The sequence below is a fragment of the Arthrobacter sp. Z1-15 genome (assembly GCF_054792395.1).
The window spans coordinates 3,723,459-3,738,806 of the sequence record NZ_CP096454.1; the positions used below are offsets into that span (position 1 = coordinate 3,723,459).

Genomic DNA, 15,348 nt, shown 5'->3' on the forward strand with positions numbered 1-15,348 from the left:
CCGTCGGTGAGCGGCGTGCCGGGGCACGCCAACTGCTTTCCAGAGTTGCCTCGCTGTGGCGGTACAGGGGCCTGAGAGATTCCCGGGGAGGGTTTGCTCCTACGGCGCCCGGCGGTGCAGTTTTGCTGTTGCAGCTGCAGTTGTTCGTTGCAGGTGCACTTGTTGCTGCAGATGCAGCCGCGTTCGGCGGCTGCAGTTCGCGGGACTCTCCCGCCACGGCTGATAAAGGCATATTCACTTGTGTATTTCCACCAGTGACCCTACCCTGCGGCAGGTGTCCCATCAAGAGAGTGACGGCCTCCGCTGCTTCTTTGACAGTCTTCTTCATCCCTGCCCTTCCGGCCGGAGTGCTGCTTCCCCTCGGAAGCCGGCGCAGACCCCCGCGCCGGAGAGATCCTGACGCCAAATTGACATCGTCCGCGCCCGGCTTCCAAACTTGATTGTCGGCGGTGGCGCCAACTTCACAGGTGAGCTCTATCAGAGATGCCCGTTCCGTCTGCGCGGGGCGTCACGTGCGCCGGCTGGTGCCTACTGAGAAAGAGCCCAATGCCCGACCGTTTGTCCAGCCCAACACCCGCGCAATCCTCCCTGCCGTCCACCGGCACCTCCCCCGGAGGACCTCCGGCGTCCGGAACCCAAAGTTCTTCCGAGCCTGAGCTCTCCCGGTCCCTTTCCAACCGCCACATCCAACTCCTGGCGATCGGCGGGGCGATCGGCACCGGTCTGTTCATGGGGTCCGGAAAAACCATTTCAGTGGCGGGCCCGTCCGTGATCTTCGTCTACATGATCATCGGTTTCATGCTCTTCTTCGTGATGCGCGCGATGGGCGAACTGCTGCTGTCCAACCTGAAGTACAAGTCCTTCAGCGACTTCTCCGCGGACCTGCTGGGGCCGTGGGCGGGATTCTTCACCGGGTGGACCTATTGGTTCTGCTGGGTGGTGACGGGAATAGCTGATGTGGTGGCCATCTCCCACTACGTCACGTTCTGGTGGGCCGATGCTCCGCTGTGGATTCCTGCGCTGGCCTGCATCCTGGTGCTGCTGGCCCTGAACCTGCCCAGCGTGAAGGCGTTCGGCGAGGCAGAGTTCTGGTTCGCCCTGATCAAGATCCTGGCCATTGTCACCCTCATTGTGGTGGGTCTGGTGATGATCTTTACCCGCTTCGAGTCCGGAGACAACGACGTAGCCGGCTTTGACAACCTCTGGGCGCACGGCGGGCTCTTCCCGACCGGGCCGATGGGCTTCGTGGCCGGATTCCAGATCGCGGTGTTCGCCTTTGTGGGCATTGAACTGGTGGGCACGGCAGCCGCCGAAACCAAGGACCCCGAAAAGAACCTGCCGCGGGCCATCAACTCCATTCCGCTGCGCATCATGCTCTTCTACGTCGGCGCCCTGGCGGTGTTGATTTCGGTGGTTCCCTGGGATGAATTCAGCGCTGACGAAAGCCCCTTCGTGGGCATGTTCGCCCTCGCCGGGCTGGGCGCGGCAGCCGCCGTCGTGAACTTCGTGGTCCTGACTTCCGCCGCCTCTTCAGCGAACTCGGGGATATATTCCACTTCACGCATGGTTTTCGGCTTGGCGCACGACGGCGATGCCCCCAAGGCGTTTGGCCGCCTCTCCCGCCGCAAGGTGCCGCAGAACGCCCTCTTCTTCTCCTGCACCTTCCTGCTTGCCGGAGTAGTGCTGCTGTACGCGGGCGAGTCCGTCAGCGCAGCCTTCACCCTGGTCAGCACCATCTCGGCACTGTGCTTCATGTTCGTGTGGACCATCATTCTGGTGAGCTACCTGGTGTACCGCCGCCGGCGGCCGCACCTCCACGAAAAGTCGACGTTCAAAATGCCCGGCGGCGTGGTGATGGTCTACGTGGTGCTTGCCTTCTTCGCCTTCATCATCTGGGCGCTCACCACACAGGCGGACACCCTGCAGGCACTGCTCGTCACCCCGATCTGGTTTGTCCTGCTGGGCGCGGTCTACGCCTTCCTGCGCCGGACTCCGCTGCACCAGGCGCGGGTGGCCGAGCACAAGGCCATGGTCGCGGCGGAACGGGCCGAGCTGGTTCGCTGACAGCGACGCGCTTCAGCCACAGGTAAAGGCGAGGTAGCGGCGGCCGGATTCCTGCACGATGCGGTCTGCGCCGCGGGAAATGATCCGGCCTTGATCAGCAGCGGGCGCTGGCCAATGGTGAAGGCAGGTTCGCACCCGATGCCGAGCACGCCCGGCCCCTGCGCATGCATGCCACGGTGCGAGGGGCCCCGCAGCGTGGCCAGAGTGGTCCAGGCCTGGCCCGTTGCCGGCACGGAGCACCGGCGCCGCCGGGATCCGGGACAACACGTGGCATGTCCCTAATAGACTACGGTTCCGGTGCTGCTGACAGTGCTGCCGGACAAGGCCGGCTTGTCACTCGCCTCAACTTGGATTCCCAGGCTGTGGAGCGGAGTCTCGAGGGCCGCGGCGAGGTTGGGCACCACCGTCCCCTGGATCCGGTCCAGCACCGTCCTGATATCGGCGCGGGCGTTGACCGTCACCTTCAGCGTCAGATCGGGTTCCTCGGCGTCTCCGCGCAGCAGCACCGTGGATCCCACCACTCCCGGGATCTGCTCGGTGTCATGCTGCACCGCGGCCGCCAGGACCGAGGGGTCGCAGACCGTGATGCCGCGGGCGGCGTCCTCCTGCAGCCGAAACGGTCCGGCGGCAAGCCTGCGCGGAATCTGCGCCAGTATCCACCAAAGGCCAAGCAGGCCCAGCAGCAGTCCGGCCGTCAGCGCGATGACCGGAGCGTAGTCCGGGCCGGTGACAGCTTCGGGCGGTCCGCTCAGGACCGGATCCGCTGCCGGGCCCGCCGTGCCGGTGGCCAGCAGCAGGGCCCAGATGCCCGCTGCCAGGCAGAGCAGGCCGAGGACGGTCAGCCAAACGCGGTTGGCGGTGCCGGGGTGCTGGCGCATGATGATCCCTTTCGCTCTGAATGTTCGCCCGAACAGCTTTTAACTGCTGGACCGGATGGACACGGAGATGGCCGGAACCGGGTCCAGCCCCGAGGCCTGGAGCCGGGACCGCACGCCGTCCGTGACCCAGTGCTGCAGATCCGCAGTATCCCGCAGTGCGGTGTTGACGGTTACCCTGACCTCCCGGTCCGACGCCGTCGCCGACGCCGATGACACACCGTCGATGTGTTCGCAGGTGGCTGCGGCCAGACGGGCGACGGCCCGGCGGGACATCACGGCCCGGCTTTCCCCCGTGACCTCCCGGGTGGGCTCCAGCCGCAGGGGCAGTGAATGGAACTGTCCGGGGATGAGCGCGGCCAGCAGCAGAACCAGCCCGAGGACCACAAGGACGCTGCCAGCTATCCAGCTTTCCGTACTGTTCCAGCTCAGCTCCGCCAGCCAATCGGAGACAGCGGTGAAGAAAGCGGGCCACCGGCCCTGGGTCAGCCGGGCAACTGCCGCCCAGACCAGCAGCACTCCCGCAGCCAGCAGGACAAGCCCGCAGATGATGGCCGGCACGGCGCGGCTCGGCCGCGGACGCAGGGCCACGGGCGGCCCCCCGTTCACTTCAGCCTCCGGCGGCCGTCTGCCGGCTCCTCGGGCCGCAGCCAGGAAACGGTGACATCCACCTGGCGCACCTCCACCCCGGTCAACTCCGTAATCCGGCCCGACATCCGGTCCCGCAGCTGGTCAGCGAGCTGGCGGAGCGGTGCCGGATAGGGAAGGCCCACCTCAACCTTCAGCGATGCGACATTACCGGCCAGCTCGACGTCGGCCTGCGGACGCGCAGAGAGGTCCGCCTGCGCACCGATGCCCAGGAACCCTCCGGTGCTGCCGCCGGCGCGGGTCTCATCCTTCGCGACCTGGCCGGCGATCTTCTCAAGGACCTTCCGGGACAGCACGGTGGTGCCCCGGTCCCCCACTTCCCGGCGGGGCTGTCTGGGCGCCGGCGGCCGGGCACCTTCGATTCCGGGTGCACTCATCTGCTCGACGCTCGGCCGAACATGGATTGAAGGTCAAGTTTGCCGTCGGCAGCCAATCCCACCAGCAGCCCGATCAAACCGAACAGCACAGTCAGCAGGAAGGCATACCAACCGCCGAATGCCAGCACGATCCCCAGGACCAGGCCAACCGCCAAGCACCATTTTGTTGCGGACATGAGGTCCTCCTTCAGTAGATTGCCGCCGCGCGATCCGCTGCGGTAAGGCAGTATTCTTTTGCTCTTCCAACGGCCTTATTCCAGCCGGCCCGACGGCTGCTTCGGAGCCGAATCGTCCTCGTCGCCGGCGTCGTCGTCGGGCAGGTGCACGTCGGTGACGTTGACGTTCACCTCCAGCACTTCCAACCCGGTGGCGTTCTCCACCGAGCGGATGACGTTGCGGCGGATGCTCTGGCTGACCTCGACGATCGAATAGCCGTACTCGACCACGATGCTCACATCAACCGCTGCCTGCCGTTCCCCCTTTTCCACGCTGACACCGTTGCTGGCGTTGGTTTGGGAGCCGGGGATGCGCTCGGTCATCGAGTTGAAGGCCCGGCGCGCCGCGTTGCCCATCGCATAGACCCCCGGCACCTCCCGCGTGGCCATTCCCGCCAGCTTCTGCACCACGGTTTCCTCGATGGTGGTGTCACCGTGCGGAGTATGCAGCGGGCCCGACTTCCTTACCGGTTCCGTGCCGCTGGAGCCGATCACGGGGCTGGCCGCCACGCTCCCGGTGTTTCCGCCGGGCGGGCTGGGCTGCGGCTTCGACACCGAACCGGCGGATGGTCCGGACGGTTTCTGGGCATCTGCCATGTCACTCATCTCCTGCTCGGAACCGGCCCCCGGAGGGGCGGCATGAAGGTTCGGATACGCCGTTAATGACGCTCTCCGCGGGCAATCGTCACGCCGAACGGCAAAGTTGCCGCTCTCCGGCTGCGCGTGGCCCCGGACTGTTCCGCAGGGCCGGGGCGTCTGCGATATTGGAGACGGGCCGGCGCCCGCCGGACCGGACAGGGGCGCCATGGCCACGGCCGAATCGCCGGAAGAGCCCGGCGTCTTTCCGCAGTCCAGCCCGGCATGGCCCGGGCCGGACCTCCCTCCGGGGACCCTGGACGAGGCCACCATCGTGGCACGGGCCCAGGACGGTGACCTGACCGCTTTCGAGCATCTGGTGGAGCGGTACCAGGGGCGGCTTTTCCGGCTGGCTTACCGAATGCTCAATGACCGGGGCGAAGCCGAGGACGTAGTTCAGGACACCTTGACCGCCGGTTGGCGCGCTCTCCCCGGCCTGGACCGGTCCGGAGCTTTTGGCGGCTGGGTCTACCGGACTGCGACCAACCGCTGCCTTGATGTCCTCCGCCGCCGTTCGGCCCACCCGGAAGCCAGCATGGATCCGGCCGGACTGTGGCCGGCGCTTGCGGTGCAGTCCGCAGACCCGCACCGCACCGCGGAGATCGCGGCGGAGTTCGAATGCCTCACCCGCGCGCTGGCGGAGCTGCCGCCGGGCCAGCGTGCGTGCTGGCTGCTGCGCGAACTCCACGATCAGAGTTATGCCGAAATCGGTTCCGCACTGGGGATCAGCCCCGTTTCCGTGCGCGGGCAGCTGGCACGCGCCCGGGAGAAACTGGCCGAGGCAATGATCCAATGGCACTAGAGAACCAGCTTCCCCCTCCGGCCTGCGGACGCAGCCTCGCCCGGATTTGGCAGGACGCGGGCCGCCCGCCGGATTCGCATACCCTGGCCTGTCCGGACTGCCGCCGGGCCCGGAGCCGGCTGCAGACGCTGCACGCCGCCACCGTGAAACTGCGGGAACAGGACCTGAGACACCCGGCGTTCCGTCCGCCCCGCGGCATCAAACAAGCTGTCCTGGCCGAGGCCGGCGCCCAGGTTCGGCACGGAGCGCGGCTTCCGCTGACGGGAACTCCGGACGGAACCGTGGAAATCAGCGAATACGACCTCGCCGCCGTCGTCCGTGAGGCCGCCGGCACCGTGGGCGGTGTCCGCGCCCGCCGCTGCCGGGTGGACCTGGTCCCCGGTACCGGCTCCGGACTGCGAATCCACTTACGGACCGCCGTGGCGCCCGGCGTGGACATCTGCCGCGCCATGGACTTCCTGCGCCGAAGAATCCGCGCCGCAGTAGCTGTTTCCGTGGGGGTCCTTCCGCACACAGTCCACCTGACGGTGGAGGATCTGTACGACGACTGAGCAGCGAAAGGCTCCTGTTCCGGAGCCCGGCCGCCCGGCCGCTCGGCGCCGGTGTAAACTGCCTTCCACTCGGTGCCGGCCGGTACCCTCAGTTCAGTTTGATCCAGGGAGATGCACGATGGCCGTAGAAGTAAGCGACATGTCCCCGGCGGAGGGGGCCGAAGAGATCCTGACACCCGAGGCGTTGGCGTTCATTGAGGAGCTGCACCGGCGCTTTAAGGCAACCCGAGGCGAGCTGCTGGGGGCCCGCGTCGAACGCCGCAGCCGTATCGCGGCAGGAGAGAGCCTGGATTTCCTGCCTGAAACCGCCGGCGTCCGCGCGGGCGACTGGACCGTGGCGCAGGCCCCGGCCGCCCTGACGGACCGCAGAGTTGAGATGACGGGCCCCGCGTCACCGGCCAAGATGGCCATCAATGCGCTGAACTCCGGCGCGAAGGTATGGCTGGCCGACCTTGAGGACGCCCATACTCCCAACTGGCACAATGTTGTGGACGCGCAGGTCAATTTGTACCGAGCCTCGCGCGGAAACCTGTCCTTCACCAGCGGCGAGGGTAAGCAGTATTCGCTTCGCGAGGACGTCCCGCTGGCCGTAATGGTGGTCCGCCCCCGCGGCTGGCACCTCCCGGAGAAGCATGTGATGATCGACGGCGAACCGGCCGTGGGCGCATTGGTGGACTTTGGGCTCCATTTCTTCGCGAACGCGAAGCAGCTGCTCAACAACGGCCAGGGGCCGTACTACTACCTGCCCAAGATGGAGAGCCATCTGGAGGCCCGCCTCTGGAACGACGTATTTACCTTCGCGGAGGACTACCTGGGCGTGCCGCCGGGCAGTATCCGCGCCACCGTGCTGATCGAGACCATTCCAGCCGCCTTTGAAATGGATGAAATCCTCTACGAGCTGCGCGACCACGCTTCGGGCCTGAACGCCGGCCGCTGGGACTACCTGTTCAGCATGATCAAGGTGTTCCGCGACGCCGGCAAGGATTTCCTGCTCCCCGACCGCGCCGATGTCGCCATGACAGCACCTTTCATGCGCGCCTACACCGAGCTGCTGGTGAAGACCTGCCACCGGCGCGGGGCCTTCGCCATGGGCGGGATGGCTGCCTTCATTCCCAACCGCAGGGAACCCGAGACCACCGCCAAAGCGTTCGAGAAGGTGACCGCAGACAAGACCCGTGAAGCCAGGGACGGCTTTGACGGCTCCTGGGTGGCCCACCCGGACATGGTGGACACCTGCCGCGGGGTTTTCGATTCCATCCTGGGGGACAAACCCAACCAGGTGGACCGGCAGCGCGACGACGTCTCGGTGACGGCCCGGGATCTTCTGGACGTCAGCACGGCCGGCGGGTCCGTCACCGAGGCCGGGCTGCGGTCCAACCTCTACGTGGCAGTGGCCTACACCGCGGTGTGGCTCTCCGGCAACGGCGCGGTGGCCATCCACAACCTGATGGAGGACGCCGCCACCGCTGAGATCTCGCGCTCCCAGGTGTGGCAGCAGGTGCGCAATGCCGTTGTCCTGGAGGACACCGGCACAACGGTGACAAAGGAACTGGTGGAGCGGATCCTTGCCGAAGAAACCGAGCGGCTGCGGGGCGAGGTCCCCGAAGATATGTTCGCCCGCTACTACGCTCCGGCCAGCCGGCTGATCGCCGACATCAGCCTCTCGGAGGAGTACGTCGATTTCCTGACGCTTCCGGCGTACGACCTGATCGACTGAGGGCCGCTGTTACGCCCCGGCCCGGCAGCCGGGGCGAAACAGCGGGCAGATAGCCCCCGCTCCACCGGGCGACCGCGTCATAGGCCCTGCTGCGGACGGATGGCCCGGACAGGAAGACGTCGTGCAGGGCATCGGTGATTCGGGCCACGGTCACGGTGCTGCCCAGCGACAGCGCCCGGCGGGCCACCACGTTCACGTCCAGGGCGACGTCGGCTTTTCCCGCCTCCGCTGACCAGCGCGGCTGCAGATAGCTCTTGTCCGAGAGCAGCACCAGCACGGGAATTTCCAACTGAAGCCCGTTCGATACGATGTCCTGGGCGCGGAAAACCGCGTTCAGGAAGGCCGCAGTCACCGGGAAGCCCCGGAGCGGGCGCCACTGGAGGTTGTAGGTCCATTCACCGCCGAAGGCCGAGAAAACGGCCCGGGAATAGTTACCCACATCCACCGGGGGAAGCGGGGCCAGCGGCCGGCGCTGCGCCTCCAGTCCGATCAGCGGCGCGATGACCCGGCGGCCCAGCTCGGTAGCCTGGAATTCGAGCCAGGGGCTGTTGAGCACCAGCGCCGAGGCGGCAGACGGATGACGGGCCGCCCACAGGCTCAGGGTCAGCCCACCCGTCGAGTGGCCCATGAGGATCAGGCTGCGCCCGGCCGCCGCCGCCTGATCCCCGGGAGGCCCGGGTGCTGCCGCCGCCGGGTCCGGGTGTCCCATTGCGGCGAGCGCGGCGGCAATGTCGTCGTCGTATTCCCCAAGGTCGCTCACGTACCCCGGTGTCTGTCCCGGCCGCAGGCTGCGGCCGTAATTGTGCAGGTCCAGGGCATAAAAACGGGCACCGGCTTCCGCCCAGTATTCCGCCAGCTCGCGTTGAAAAAAGTAGTCGGACCATCCGTGCACGTACAGCACGTCCGCTGCCGCCGATCCCGTTCCCCCGGGAGGGGTGTAGCGGACCAGCGTGGCCGGAGCACCGCCGGGGAGACCGAGGGTCAGCTGCTCGTATCCGGGCCCGAGGATATCCATGCGCCATCCGGCAGGCCCGCTGCCGGCGGCCTGTTCTGCGTCTGGCACTGGGTTCCCTTCGTCTGCCTGCGGACGGAAGGCCGGGCAGTTACCCTCCATGCTTCCGTGCGGCCGCTGCCCGGTCAACGCAGCAGGCACGGGACGCAGCGCTGCCGCCGCATGCACCCGGATCGGCGGATGTTTGGCAAGATGGCAGCATGACTCCGAGCCCTCACCACACGCCCGCTCTTCCGGTCCAGGAAGTGCGGGCCCTGGCCCGCGCTCTCTCCGCCGGGGATGTCACCGTTTTCGTCGACGGAACGGCGTTGCGCCTGCCGTCCGCCGCGCGGGATGCCGTGCTTGATGTGCTGGCCCGGCTGGGTCGCGGCGAGTCCGTCTCCGTGAGCTCCGGCGCCGGATCCCCGGCCGCTGCCGTGCCGGCCGAAGCCCCGGCCGCCGACGTTGCTCCCGCGGGAGCAGGAACGCGGGAACCAACGGCCCGCAACGGCTCAAACGTGCCGCTGCTGACGACGTCGCAGGCTGCAGCTGCGGCCGGAATCTCGCACACCTACCTGCGCAACCTGACCGACGCCGGCATCATCCCCGTCGAATACCGCGGTACCCACCGCCGCATCCGCCTGTCCGACGTCGAGGCGTGGCTCGAAGAGCAGCAGGCCAAGTCCGCCCGGGGGCAGCAGGGTTGACCGCCGGGAGCAGTGACCCGCGCCACTCCCCTATGCTGGTGGGAACCCGGCGGAGATCCCGCCGTACCTGAGATTGTTTTGGAGCCAGCTGTGATCATCGGTATCCCCAAGGAAATCAAGAACAACGAGTTTCGCGTTGCCATCACGGCTTCCGGCGTCCACGAGTTCAAGACGCGCGGGCATACGGTGCTCATTGAGTCAGGGGCCGGTTCCGGGTCCGGCATCAGCGACGCCGAGTACGCAGCTGCCGGTGCCCGCATCCTCGATTCCGCCGACGACGTCTGGAATGAGGCCTCGCTCGTCCTGAAGGTGAAGGAACCGATTCCTGCCGAATACCGGTACTTCCGGCCCGACCTGGTGCTTTTCACGTACCTGCACCTCGCTGCCGCACCGGAGCTGACCCGTGCGCTGATGGACTCGGGCATGACGGCCATCGCCTATGAAACCGTGCAGGAAGGGCGCCTGCTGCCGCTGCTGGCACCCATGTCGGAGGTCGCCGGCAGGCTGTCGGTGCAAGTGGGCGCGCAGTGCCTGACCTCCCCGGCCGGCGGCCCCGGGCTGCTCCTGGGCGGCGTTCCCGGTGTCCGGCCGGCAAAGGTGGTGGTGCTCGGCGCCGGGGTCGCCGGCACCAACGCCGTGGCGGGCGCAGTCGGCTCCCATGCCGACGTCGCGGTCCTGGACATCAACATTGACCGGCTGCGCCAGCTTGACGCGCAGTATGCCGGCCGGATCCGCACCGTGGCCTCGAATGCCTTCGAAATTGAACGGGCCCTGCTCGACGCCGATCTGGTGATCGGCTCGGTCCTCATCCCCGGCGCCCGCGCACCCAAGCTGGTCAGCAACGACATGGTGTCCCGGATGAAGCCCGGCAGCGTCCTGGTGGACATCGCCGTGGACCAGGGCGGGTGCTTCGAGGACACCCGGCCCACCACGCATCAGGACCCTACCTACCGGGTTCACGGCTCCCTGTTCTACTGCGTGGCCAACATGCCCGGCGCGGTTCCGAACACCTCCACCTATGCCCTGACAAACGTGACCCTCCCGTACGCCGTCGCCCTGGCTGACCGCGGAGTGCGGGGCGCCTTTACCTCGTCGGGTGCGCTGGCCCGCGGCCTGAACATTGCCGGCGGCAAAGTTGCCCACGCCTCCGTGTCGCAGGCGCACGGGCTGGAGCTGGTGGAGGACTGGACGCAGCTGGTGCCGGCTTAGGGGCGGCAGCGCCCCTCAACCGGCGGCAACCGGCGGCAGCGCCCGTCAACCGGCGGTGAAGTGGGTGGTGCCGGGCTCTCCGTTCAGGCGTCCGACAATCTCCCCGGCCAGGTCCCGGACCTTAATGTTGCGCCCGTTGGAGGCCCGGCGCAGGGTCTCGAAGGCCTCCTGCTGGGTGCACCGGTTCTGGCCCATGATGATTCCGACCGCGAGGTCAATGTCGGTCCGGGACGCGAGCACTGCCTGGAGGTCCTCAACCGTTGCGGCGTGCTGCGACACGCGAACTGCGAGCAGCAGGGCGTGGGAGGCTTCAGCGGCGTAGGTGCGGGCCACCCGGCGGAACTCCTCGTCGAAGACGTCCGAATCCTTGGCATAAAAATTCATGGCGGCCTTGGCCTGTCCGCCCAGTCGAAGCGGAACCGAGTACATGGAGCGGATACCGCGGTCCCGGATGTGCTCCATGTACTCCGGCCAGCGCGCGTCGGCGGCGGCGTTGGCAACATGGACCTCGTCCTCAATCCGGATTGCGTGCAGGCATGGCCCGTCGCCGAAGGCGTACTGGATTTCATCCATCTGCAGTGCTTCACTGTCGCTGCTGGCCACTGTAAACCGGTGGTCGCGCGAGCGCTGCAGGGTGATGCCGCAGTAGGTGGTCCCCCGCGAGGAGAGGGAGGATGCGGTCAGCACGGCGAGGGCCTGCAGGAAGTCCTGCACATCCTCATGGTGCACCAGGAGGTCCTGCAGCTGTGTCCACGAAACGGAATCTGTCTTCTGGTCTTCCACGCTGTTCCTGCCTTTGATTCCGGTCATTCAACGCCGCCGGCCCGGCCCGGTCCGGAATTGTTCGGACCGACGTTCGATATTACGATAAGAACCTCACGGTCAAGACGCGGCCATGGCTTTCTGCGAACCCCCAGCAGAGGACAACCATGGATTCCGCAGTTCAACTCCCCATCTGCCGTCAGTGCGGCGTGGACGATTACCTTATTTTCGAGTTCTTCACGCCTGCCTCGGACGGCGCTCCCGGGACGGTCAGCTACACGTGCTCCGCGTGCGATTCCTTTGCGGGCCACGAGGTTCCTTCCAATTGGACTCCCCCGGGGTGGCACCGTGAGCCCTGACCAGATGTCGGCCGACCCCGGTTACGTTCCGCGGCTGCTCGCTGCGGCGGCCTTCGTCACCAGGCGCGCCACCGACGAGTCCCTGACTGAACTCCGTCTGACCCAGGAGCGCAGCGCCATTCTGGCCATTCTCTCTTCGCTGTGCACCAATGAGCAGACGCTGGCCGAAACCTCGGGGCTGGAGCCCGCGTGCGTCCGCGACTGTGTGCAGGCCCTTGAGGGCTGCGGCTATGCCGCGGCCGAACCCCGCGGCCGGTGGACCATCACCGCGGCCGGCGCCGAAATCCGCCGGCAGGCCGAACAGGCGGAAGCCCGGCTGCTGGCGGGCGCCAACGACGACGGCCTCCGGCAGGAGCTTTCCTCCCTGATCCGGGCGCTCGCTCCTCGGCCCCGGCGCCCCGGGGCCTCCCGGCTGCCCTAGCGCCGCATCTTTCGAAAAGGTCCTGCACACAAGGGGAGGCCCCGGTGGATAATCCACCGGGGCCTCCCCTTGTGTGATCTCTGCTGCTAGGCGACGGCTGTCGGGAAACGCTCCCAGACACGGTGCGCTCCCAGCAGGCCGGCCAGGCCGGCTGTCACATCAGCGGCATCGCCCACGACGACGCCGGGCGCGCCGGCGGGCAGGCCCGCCGCCTGCAGCACAGCGGCGCCGTCGCCCCAGGCACCGATGGCCTTGGCATGGCGGAATGCTTCGGCCAGGAGCAGTGTGACACGCGGGTCAAGCGAGGGGTGCCCCTCGGGGTTGCCGGCCTTCGCGTCGAGGCTGTCGACGGCGTCGGTGGCCGGGGTCCCGGAGGCTGCCACCACCACGGCGTCGAACTCGGTGGAGCGGGCCGTGAGGTAGGTTCGCTGGATCGCCACCTCGCCGCCCAGCTTGCCGCCGTGCGGTGCCACAACCAGCGGCACCATTCCCTCGGCATCGATGGCGGTAAGCACCGCGGTGAGCGCAGCGAGATCAGTTGCCTCATCCGCCACCACGCCGATGATGCGGCCGGCCACCGGCCACGTTCCGCCGAGCTGGCTCAGTGCCGGGCTGGGCTCGGTGTCTTCGACCGCGACAGTGGGGGCCGGCGCTTCCAGGCCCAGGCCGGTTGCCACTTCGGCTGCAAGCCGCTCGTCGATGTTGGCCAGCGACTGCAGCTGGCGCAGGCGGATGTTTTCTTCGTAGCACTTGCCCAGTTCAAAGGTGTAGGCCTGAACCACGTGATCCTGTTCCACCGGGGTCAGGGAGCGGAAGAACATCCGGACCTGGCTGAAGTGGTCATCGAACGTGGCCGGGTTCTCGCGCACCTTCCGGGCCGAGGGAACCTCGGCGGGAACGTCAATGAAGGCACCCATGTCCGCGCCGGCCATGAAGGGGCAGCCGCCGTCGAGCGAGTTGGGCTGGTACGGGGCAACGCCGGAATGGACGGCGTCCTGGTGGAACCCGTCACGGAGCATGTCATTGACCGGAGCGTGCGGGCGGTTAATCGGAATCTGGCTGAAATTCGGCCCGCCCAGCCGGGTCAGCTGCGTGTCGATGTAGGAGAACAGCCGGCCCTGCAGCAGCGGATCGTTGGTGACGTCGATGCCCGGCACCAGGTGTCCGGGATGGAAGGCCACCTGCTCGGTTTCGGCGAAGTAGTTGGTGACATTGGCGTTCAGGGTCATGGTGCCGATGAGCTGGACGGGAGCCAGCTCTTCCGGCACCAGCTTGGTGGGATCGAGCAGGTCGATGCCCTCGAACATTTCGTCCTCGGTGTCCGGGAAAACCTGAATGCCGAGATCCCACTGCGGGAAGGCGCCGGCTTCGATCGCATCAGCGAGATCGCGGCGGTGGAAGTCGGGGTCCATGCCGTTGATGATCTGCGCTTCTTCCCAGACCAGGGAGTGCACGCCCTGGCGCGGCTTCCAGTGGAACTTCACCAGCGTGGTCTCGCCCTTGGCGTTGACCAGGCGGAAGGTGTGCACGCCGAAGCCTTCCATGGTGCGGTAGGAGCGCGGAATCCCGCGGTCCGACATGTTCCACATCGTGTGGTGCTGGGCCTCGGTGTGCAGAGAGACGAAGTCCCAGAAGGTGTCATGTGCGCTCTGGGCCTGCGGAATTTCGCGGTCCGGATGCGGCTTGCCGGCGTGGATGACGTCGGGGAACTTGATGGCGTCCTGGATGAAGAACACCGGAATGTTGTTGGCAACCAGGTCGTAGTTGCCCTCGTCGGTGTAGAACTTCGTGCTGAAGCCGCGGGTGTCGCGGACGGTGTCAGCCGAGCCGCGGGAGCCCAGGACGGTGGAGAAGCGGACAAACACCGGCGTCTCGGTGCCCTTGGCGAGGAATCCCGCCCGGGTGACGCCTTCCGCCGCGCCGTTGGCCACGAAAACGCCGTGGGCCGCAGCACCGCGGGCGTGCACCACGCGCTCCGGAATGCGCTCGTGGTCAAAGTGCGTGATCTTTTCCCGCAGATGATGGTCCTGCAGCAATACCGGTCCGCGGGGGCCTGCCTTGAGGGAATGATCCGTGTCCTGCAGCCGGACGCCCTGCGCGGTGGTCAGATACCGTCCGCTCTGGGCGTTGGAAGCCTTCGGCGCTCCGGTGGGGACGCCCGTCGGAGAGACCGTTTCCGGCCCGTCCTGGTCCGGCTTCGGCGGGAGCGGTTCGCGCGGTTCAGTGGGCTCGGCGAGCTCCGGTGCCGCCGGTGCCGGTGCTCCCGGGATGGGCAGGTCGGGTACGGATGCGTTCTTCTCGGACATGTAGCCTCCATCGTTTTCGGGACCGGGGGACCGCCGGACTGCAGCGGCCATTCCCCCACCCTACTCAATTAGTAAGCCTACTGACACTTTCGTCTCGTCACCCCGCGGCGGAGCCCGCCACCGAGGCCACCAGGACCTCCCAGCCGGCGGTGATTCTTTCCAGGGACATCCCCGCCGTCCGGTGCAGGTGCAGCAGCAGCCCGGCGTCAAGGAAAGCTTCCAGCTGGTACGCGGTCAGCTCCGGATCATGCACCGGGACTGCGGAAAGGAGCATTGTGAGGTGGGCGAGCTCAAGGCGGCGCGTCGGGTGGCGGTAATGCGTGAAGGTGCCCACATCGGCGGCGCGCCGCAGCTCCCCGGTAATCTCCAGTGCCCGGATCCTGGCCCCTCCGAAAGCATGGAGGCGTTCCAGCGGCGGCGCTCCCGGCCCCAGCGGAGCCGGTCCCCGCATGTAGCTCTCCTGGAAATCACGCTGGGCGTGGTCAAGGAGGGCCTGCATCAGTCCTGACCGGCTGCCGAAGCGCCGGAAGACGGTCCCTTTCCCCACTCCCGCACGCCGCGCAAGATCGTCCATGGTCAGGGCATCCACGCCGCGCTCCGACAGAATCGCAAGCGCTGTTTCCAGCAGCAACCGGCGGTTGCGGGCAGCATCGAGGCGTTCCTCGCCGCTGGCTCCGCCGTCCTGTCCGCTCACATGCATGCGGGCCA

At 67.2% G+C, this 15,348-nt stretch carries 16 protein-coding genes and 1 riboswitch; of the genes, 7 read left to right on the forward strand and 9 right to left on the reverse strand.

What is annotated here, in order from left to right; all coding sequences use genetic code 11:
- Positions 1-49 precede the first annotated feature (49 nt).
- A riboswitch (glycine riboswitch) is annotated at positions 50-223 on the reverse strand.
- Positions 224-546: 323 nt separating this feature from the next.
- Positions 547-2,064, forward strand: coding sequence for a D-serine/D-alanine/glycine transporter (cycA, locus tag M1D40_RS17295; RefSeq protein ID WP_461169639.1), 1,518 nt, complete (start codon positions 547-549; stop codon positions 2,062-2,064).
- A 278-nt stretch (positions 2,065-2,342) separates the two neighbouring features.
- On the opposite strand, the gene M1D40_RS17300 is transcribed toward cycA, so the two are convergent.
- From M1D40_RS17300 to M1D40_RS17320, 5 genes are all read right to left on the reverse strand, one after another.
- The gene (locus M1D40_RS17300; protein ID WP_341394390.1) at positions 2,343-2,942 is read right to left on the reverse strand and encodes an Asp23/Gls24 family envelope stress response protein; all 600 of its coding nucleotides are present in this window, start codon (positions 2,940-2,942) and stop codon (positions 2,343-2,345) included.
- Between the two features lie 39 nt (positions 2,943-2,981).
- Complete coding sequence (locus M1D40_RS17305; protein WP_461169640.1) at positions 2,982-3,530, reverse strand: DUF6286 domain-containing protein; 549 nt, start codon at positions 3,528-3,530, stop codon at positions 2,982-2,984.
- A 14-nt stretch (positions 3,531-3,544) separates the two neighbouring features.
- Positions 3,545-3,964: an Asp23/Gls24 family envelope stress response protein gene (locus tag M1D40_RS17310; protein ID WP_461169641.1), complete on the reverse strand. Its 420-nt coding sequence runs from the start codon at positions 3,962-3,964 to the stop codon at positions 3,545-3,547.
- Positions 3,961-4,140, reverse strand: a complete 180-nt coding sequence (locus tag M1D40_RS17315; protein ID WP_461169642.1) for a hypothetical protein — start codon at positions 4,138-4,140, stop codon at positions 3,961-3,963. The genes M1D40_RS17310 and M1D40_RS17315 overlap by 4 nt, the downstream gene beginning before the upstream one ends.
- A 75-nt stretch (positions 4,141-4,215) precedes the next feature.
- Positions 4,216-4,776 carry an Asp23/Gls24 family envelope stress response protein gene (locus M1D40_RS17320; protein WP_461169643.1) on the reverse strand — a complete coding sequence of 187 codons (561 nt, stop codon included), beginning with the start codon at positions 4,774-4,776 and terminating at the stop codon, positions 4,216-4,218.
- A gap of 208 nt (positions 4,777-4,984) precedes the next feature.
- On the opposite strand from M1D40_RS17320, the gene M1D40_RS17325 reads away from it, so the two are divergent.
- The 3 genes from M1D40_RS17325 (at position 4,985) to aceB (ending at position 7,885) form a co-directional block, all read left to right on the forward strand.
- The gene (locus M1D40_RS17325; RefSeq protein ID WP_461169644.1) at positions 4,985-5,617 is read left to right on the forward strand and encodes an RNA polymerase sigma factor; all 633 of its coding nucleotides are present in this window, start codon (positions 4,985-4,987) and stop codon (positions 5,615-5,617) included.
- Positions 5,608-6,168, forward strand: coding sequence for a hypothetical protein (locus M1D40_RS17330; protein WP_461169645.1), 561 nt, complete (start codon positions 5,608-5,610; stop codon positions 6,166-6,168). The genes M1D40_RS17325 and M1D40_RS17330 overlap by 10 nt, the downstream gene beginning before the upstream one ends.
- Positions 6,169-6,286: 118 nt before the next feature.
- Entirely contained in the window at positions 6,287-7,885 is a 1,599-nt protein-coding gene (aceB, locus tag M1D40_RS17335; protein ID WP_461169646.1) for a malate synthase A, read from the forward strand.
- On the opposite strand, the gene M1D40_RS17340 is transcribed toward aceB, so the two are convergent.
- Positions 7,824-8,900 carry an alpha/beta hydrolase gene (locus tag M1D40_RS17340; protein WP_461171081.1) on the reverse strand — a complete coding sequence of 359 codons (1,077 nt, stop codon included), beginning with the start codon at positions 8,898-8,900 and terminating at the stop codon, positions 7,824-7,826. The genes aceB and M1D40_RS17340 overlap by 62 nt on opposite strands.
- A 197-nt stretch (positions 8,901-9,097) precedes the next feature.
- Here M1D40_RS17340 and M1D40_RS17345 point away from each other — a divergent pair, with 197 nt between their 5' ends.
- Both M1D40_RS17345 and ald read left to right on the forward strand, forming a co-directional pair.
- A complete protein-coding gene (locus M1D40_RS17345) occupies positions 9,098-9,583 on the forward strand; it encodes a helix-turn-helix domain-containing protein (RefSeq protein ID WP_461169647.1) in 486 nt (161 codons plus the stop codon).
- 90 nt (positions 9,584-9,673) lie between these two features.
- Entirely contained in the window at positions 9,674-10,792 is a 1,119-nt protein-coding gene (ald, locus tag M1D40_RS17350) for an alanine dehydrogenase (protein ID WP_461169648.1), read from the forward strand.
- Positions 10,793-10,837: 45 nt separating this feature from the next.
- Here ald and M1D40_RS17355 read toward each other — a convergent pair whose 3' ends face one another.
- On the reverse strand, positions 10,838-11,575 hold the full coding sequence (locus M1D40_RS17355; RefSeq protein ID WP_341394400.1) for a GAF and ANTAR domain-containing protein: 738 nt from the start codon (positions 11,573-11,575) through the stop codon (positions 10,838-10,840).
- Positions 11,576-11,902: 327 nt separating this feature from the next.
- Here M1D40_RS17355 and M1D40_RS17360 point away from each other — a divergent pair, with 327 nt between their 5' ends.
- A complete protein-coding gene (locus tag M1D40_RS17360; RefSeq protein WP_461169649.1) occupies positions 11,903-12,334 on the forward strand; it encodes a hypothetical protein in 432 nt (143 codons plus the stop codon).
- A gap of 86 nt (positions 12,335-12,420) precedes the next feature.
- Here M1D40_RS17360 and M1D40_RS17365 read toward each other — a convergent pair whose 3' ends face one another.
- Positions 12,421-14,640 carry a catalase gene (locus tag M1D40_RS17365; protein WP_461171082.1) on the reverse strand — a complete coding sequence of 740 codons (2,220 nt, stop codon included), beginning with the start codon at positions 14,638-14,640 and terminating at the stop codon, positions 12,421-12,423.
- Between the two features lie 97 nt (positions 14,641-14,737).
- Positions 14,738-15,340, reverse strand: coding sequence for a TetR/AcrR family transcriptional regulator (locus tag M1D40_RS17370; protein ID WP_341394404.1), 603 nt, complete (start codon positions 15,338-15,340; stop codon positions 14,738-14,740).
- Positions 15,341-15,348: the final 8 nt, after the last annotated feature.

What these genes read in the sequence shown, in the direction of transcription:
- M1D40_RS17325 (WP_461169644.1), top strand. Translation starts at nt 4,985, where the DNA reads ATGGCCACGGCCGAATCGCCGGAAGAGCCCGGCGTCTTTCCGCAGTCC.
- M1D40_RS17365 (WP_461171082.1), bottom strand. Translation starts at nt 14,640, where the DNA reads ATGTCCGAGAAGAACGCATCCGTACCCGACCTGCCCATCCCGGGAGCA.
- M1D40_RS17300 (WP_341394390.1), bottom strand. Translation starts at nt 2,942, where the DNA reads ATGCGCCAGCACCCCGGCACCGCCAACCGCGTTTGGCTGACCGTCCTC.
- cycA (WP_461169639.1), top strand. Translation starts at nt 547, where the DNA reads ATGCCCGACCGTTTGTCCAGCCCAACACCCGCGCAATCCTCCCTGCCG.
- M1D40_RS17330 (WP_461169645.1), top strand. Translation starts at nt 5,608, where the DNA reads ATGGCACTAGAGAACCAGCTTCCCCCTCCGGCCTGCGGACGCAGCCTC.
- M1D40_RS17370 (WP_341394404.1), bottom strand. Translation starts at nt 15,340, where the DNA reads ATGCATGTGAGCGGACAGGACGGCGGAGCCAGCGGCGAGGAACGCCTC.
- M1D40_RS17345 (WP_461169647.1), top strand. Translation starts at nt 9,098, where the DNA reads ATGACTCCGAGCCCTCACCACACGCCCGCTCTTCCGGTCCAGGAAGTG.
- aceB (WP_461169646.1), top strand. Translation starts at nt 6,287, where the DNA reads ATGGCCGTAGAAGTAAGCGACATGTCCCCGGCGGAGGGGGCCGAAGAG.
- M1D40_RS17315 (WP_461169642.1), bottom strand. Translation starts at nt 4,140, where the DNA reads ATGTCCGCAACAAAATGGTGCTTGGCGGTTGGCCTGGTCCTGGGGATC.
- M1D40_RS17320 (WP_461169643.1), bottom strand. Translation starts at nt 4,776, where the DNA reads ATGGCAGATGCCCAGAAACCGTCCGGACCATCCGCCGGTTCGGTGTCG.
- M1D40_RS17310 (WP_461169641.1), bottom strand. Translation starts at nt 3,964, where the DNA reads ATGAGTGCACCCGGAATCGAAGGTGCCCGGCCGCCGGCGCCCAGACAG.
- M1D40_RS17340 (WP_461171081.1), bottom strand. Translation starts at nt 8,900, where the DNA reads ATGGATATCCTCGGGCCCGGATACGAGCAGCTGACCCTCGGTCTCCCC.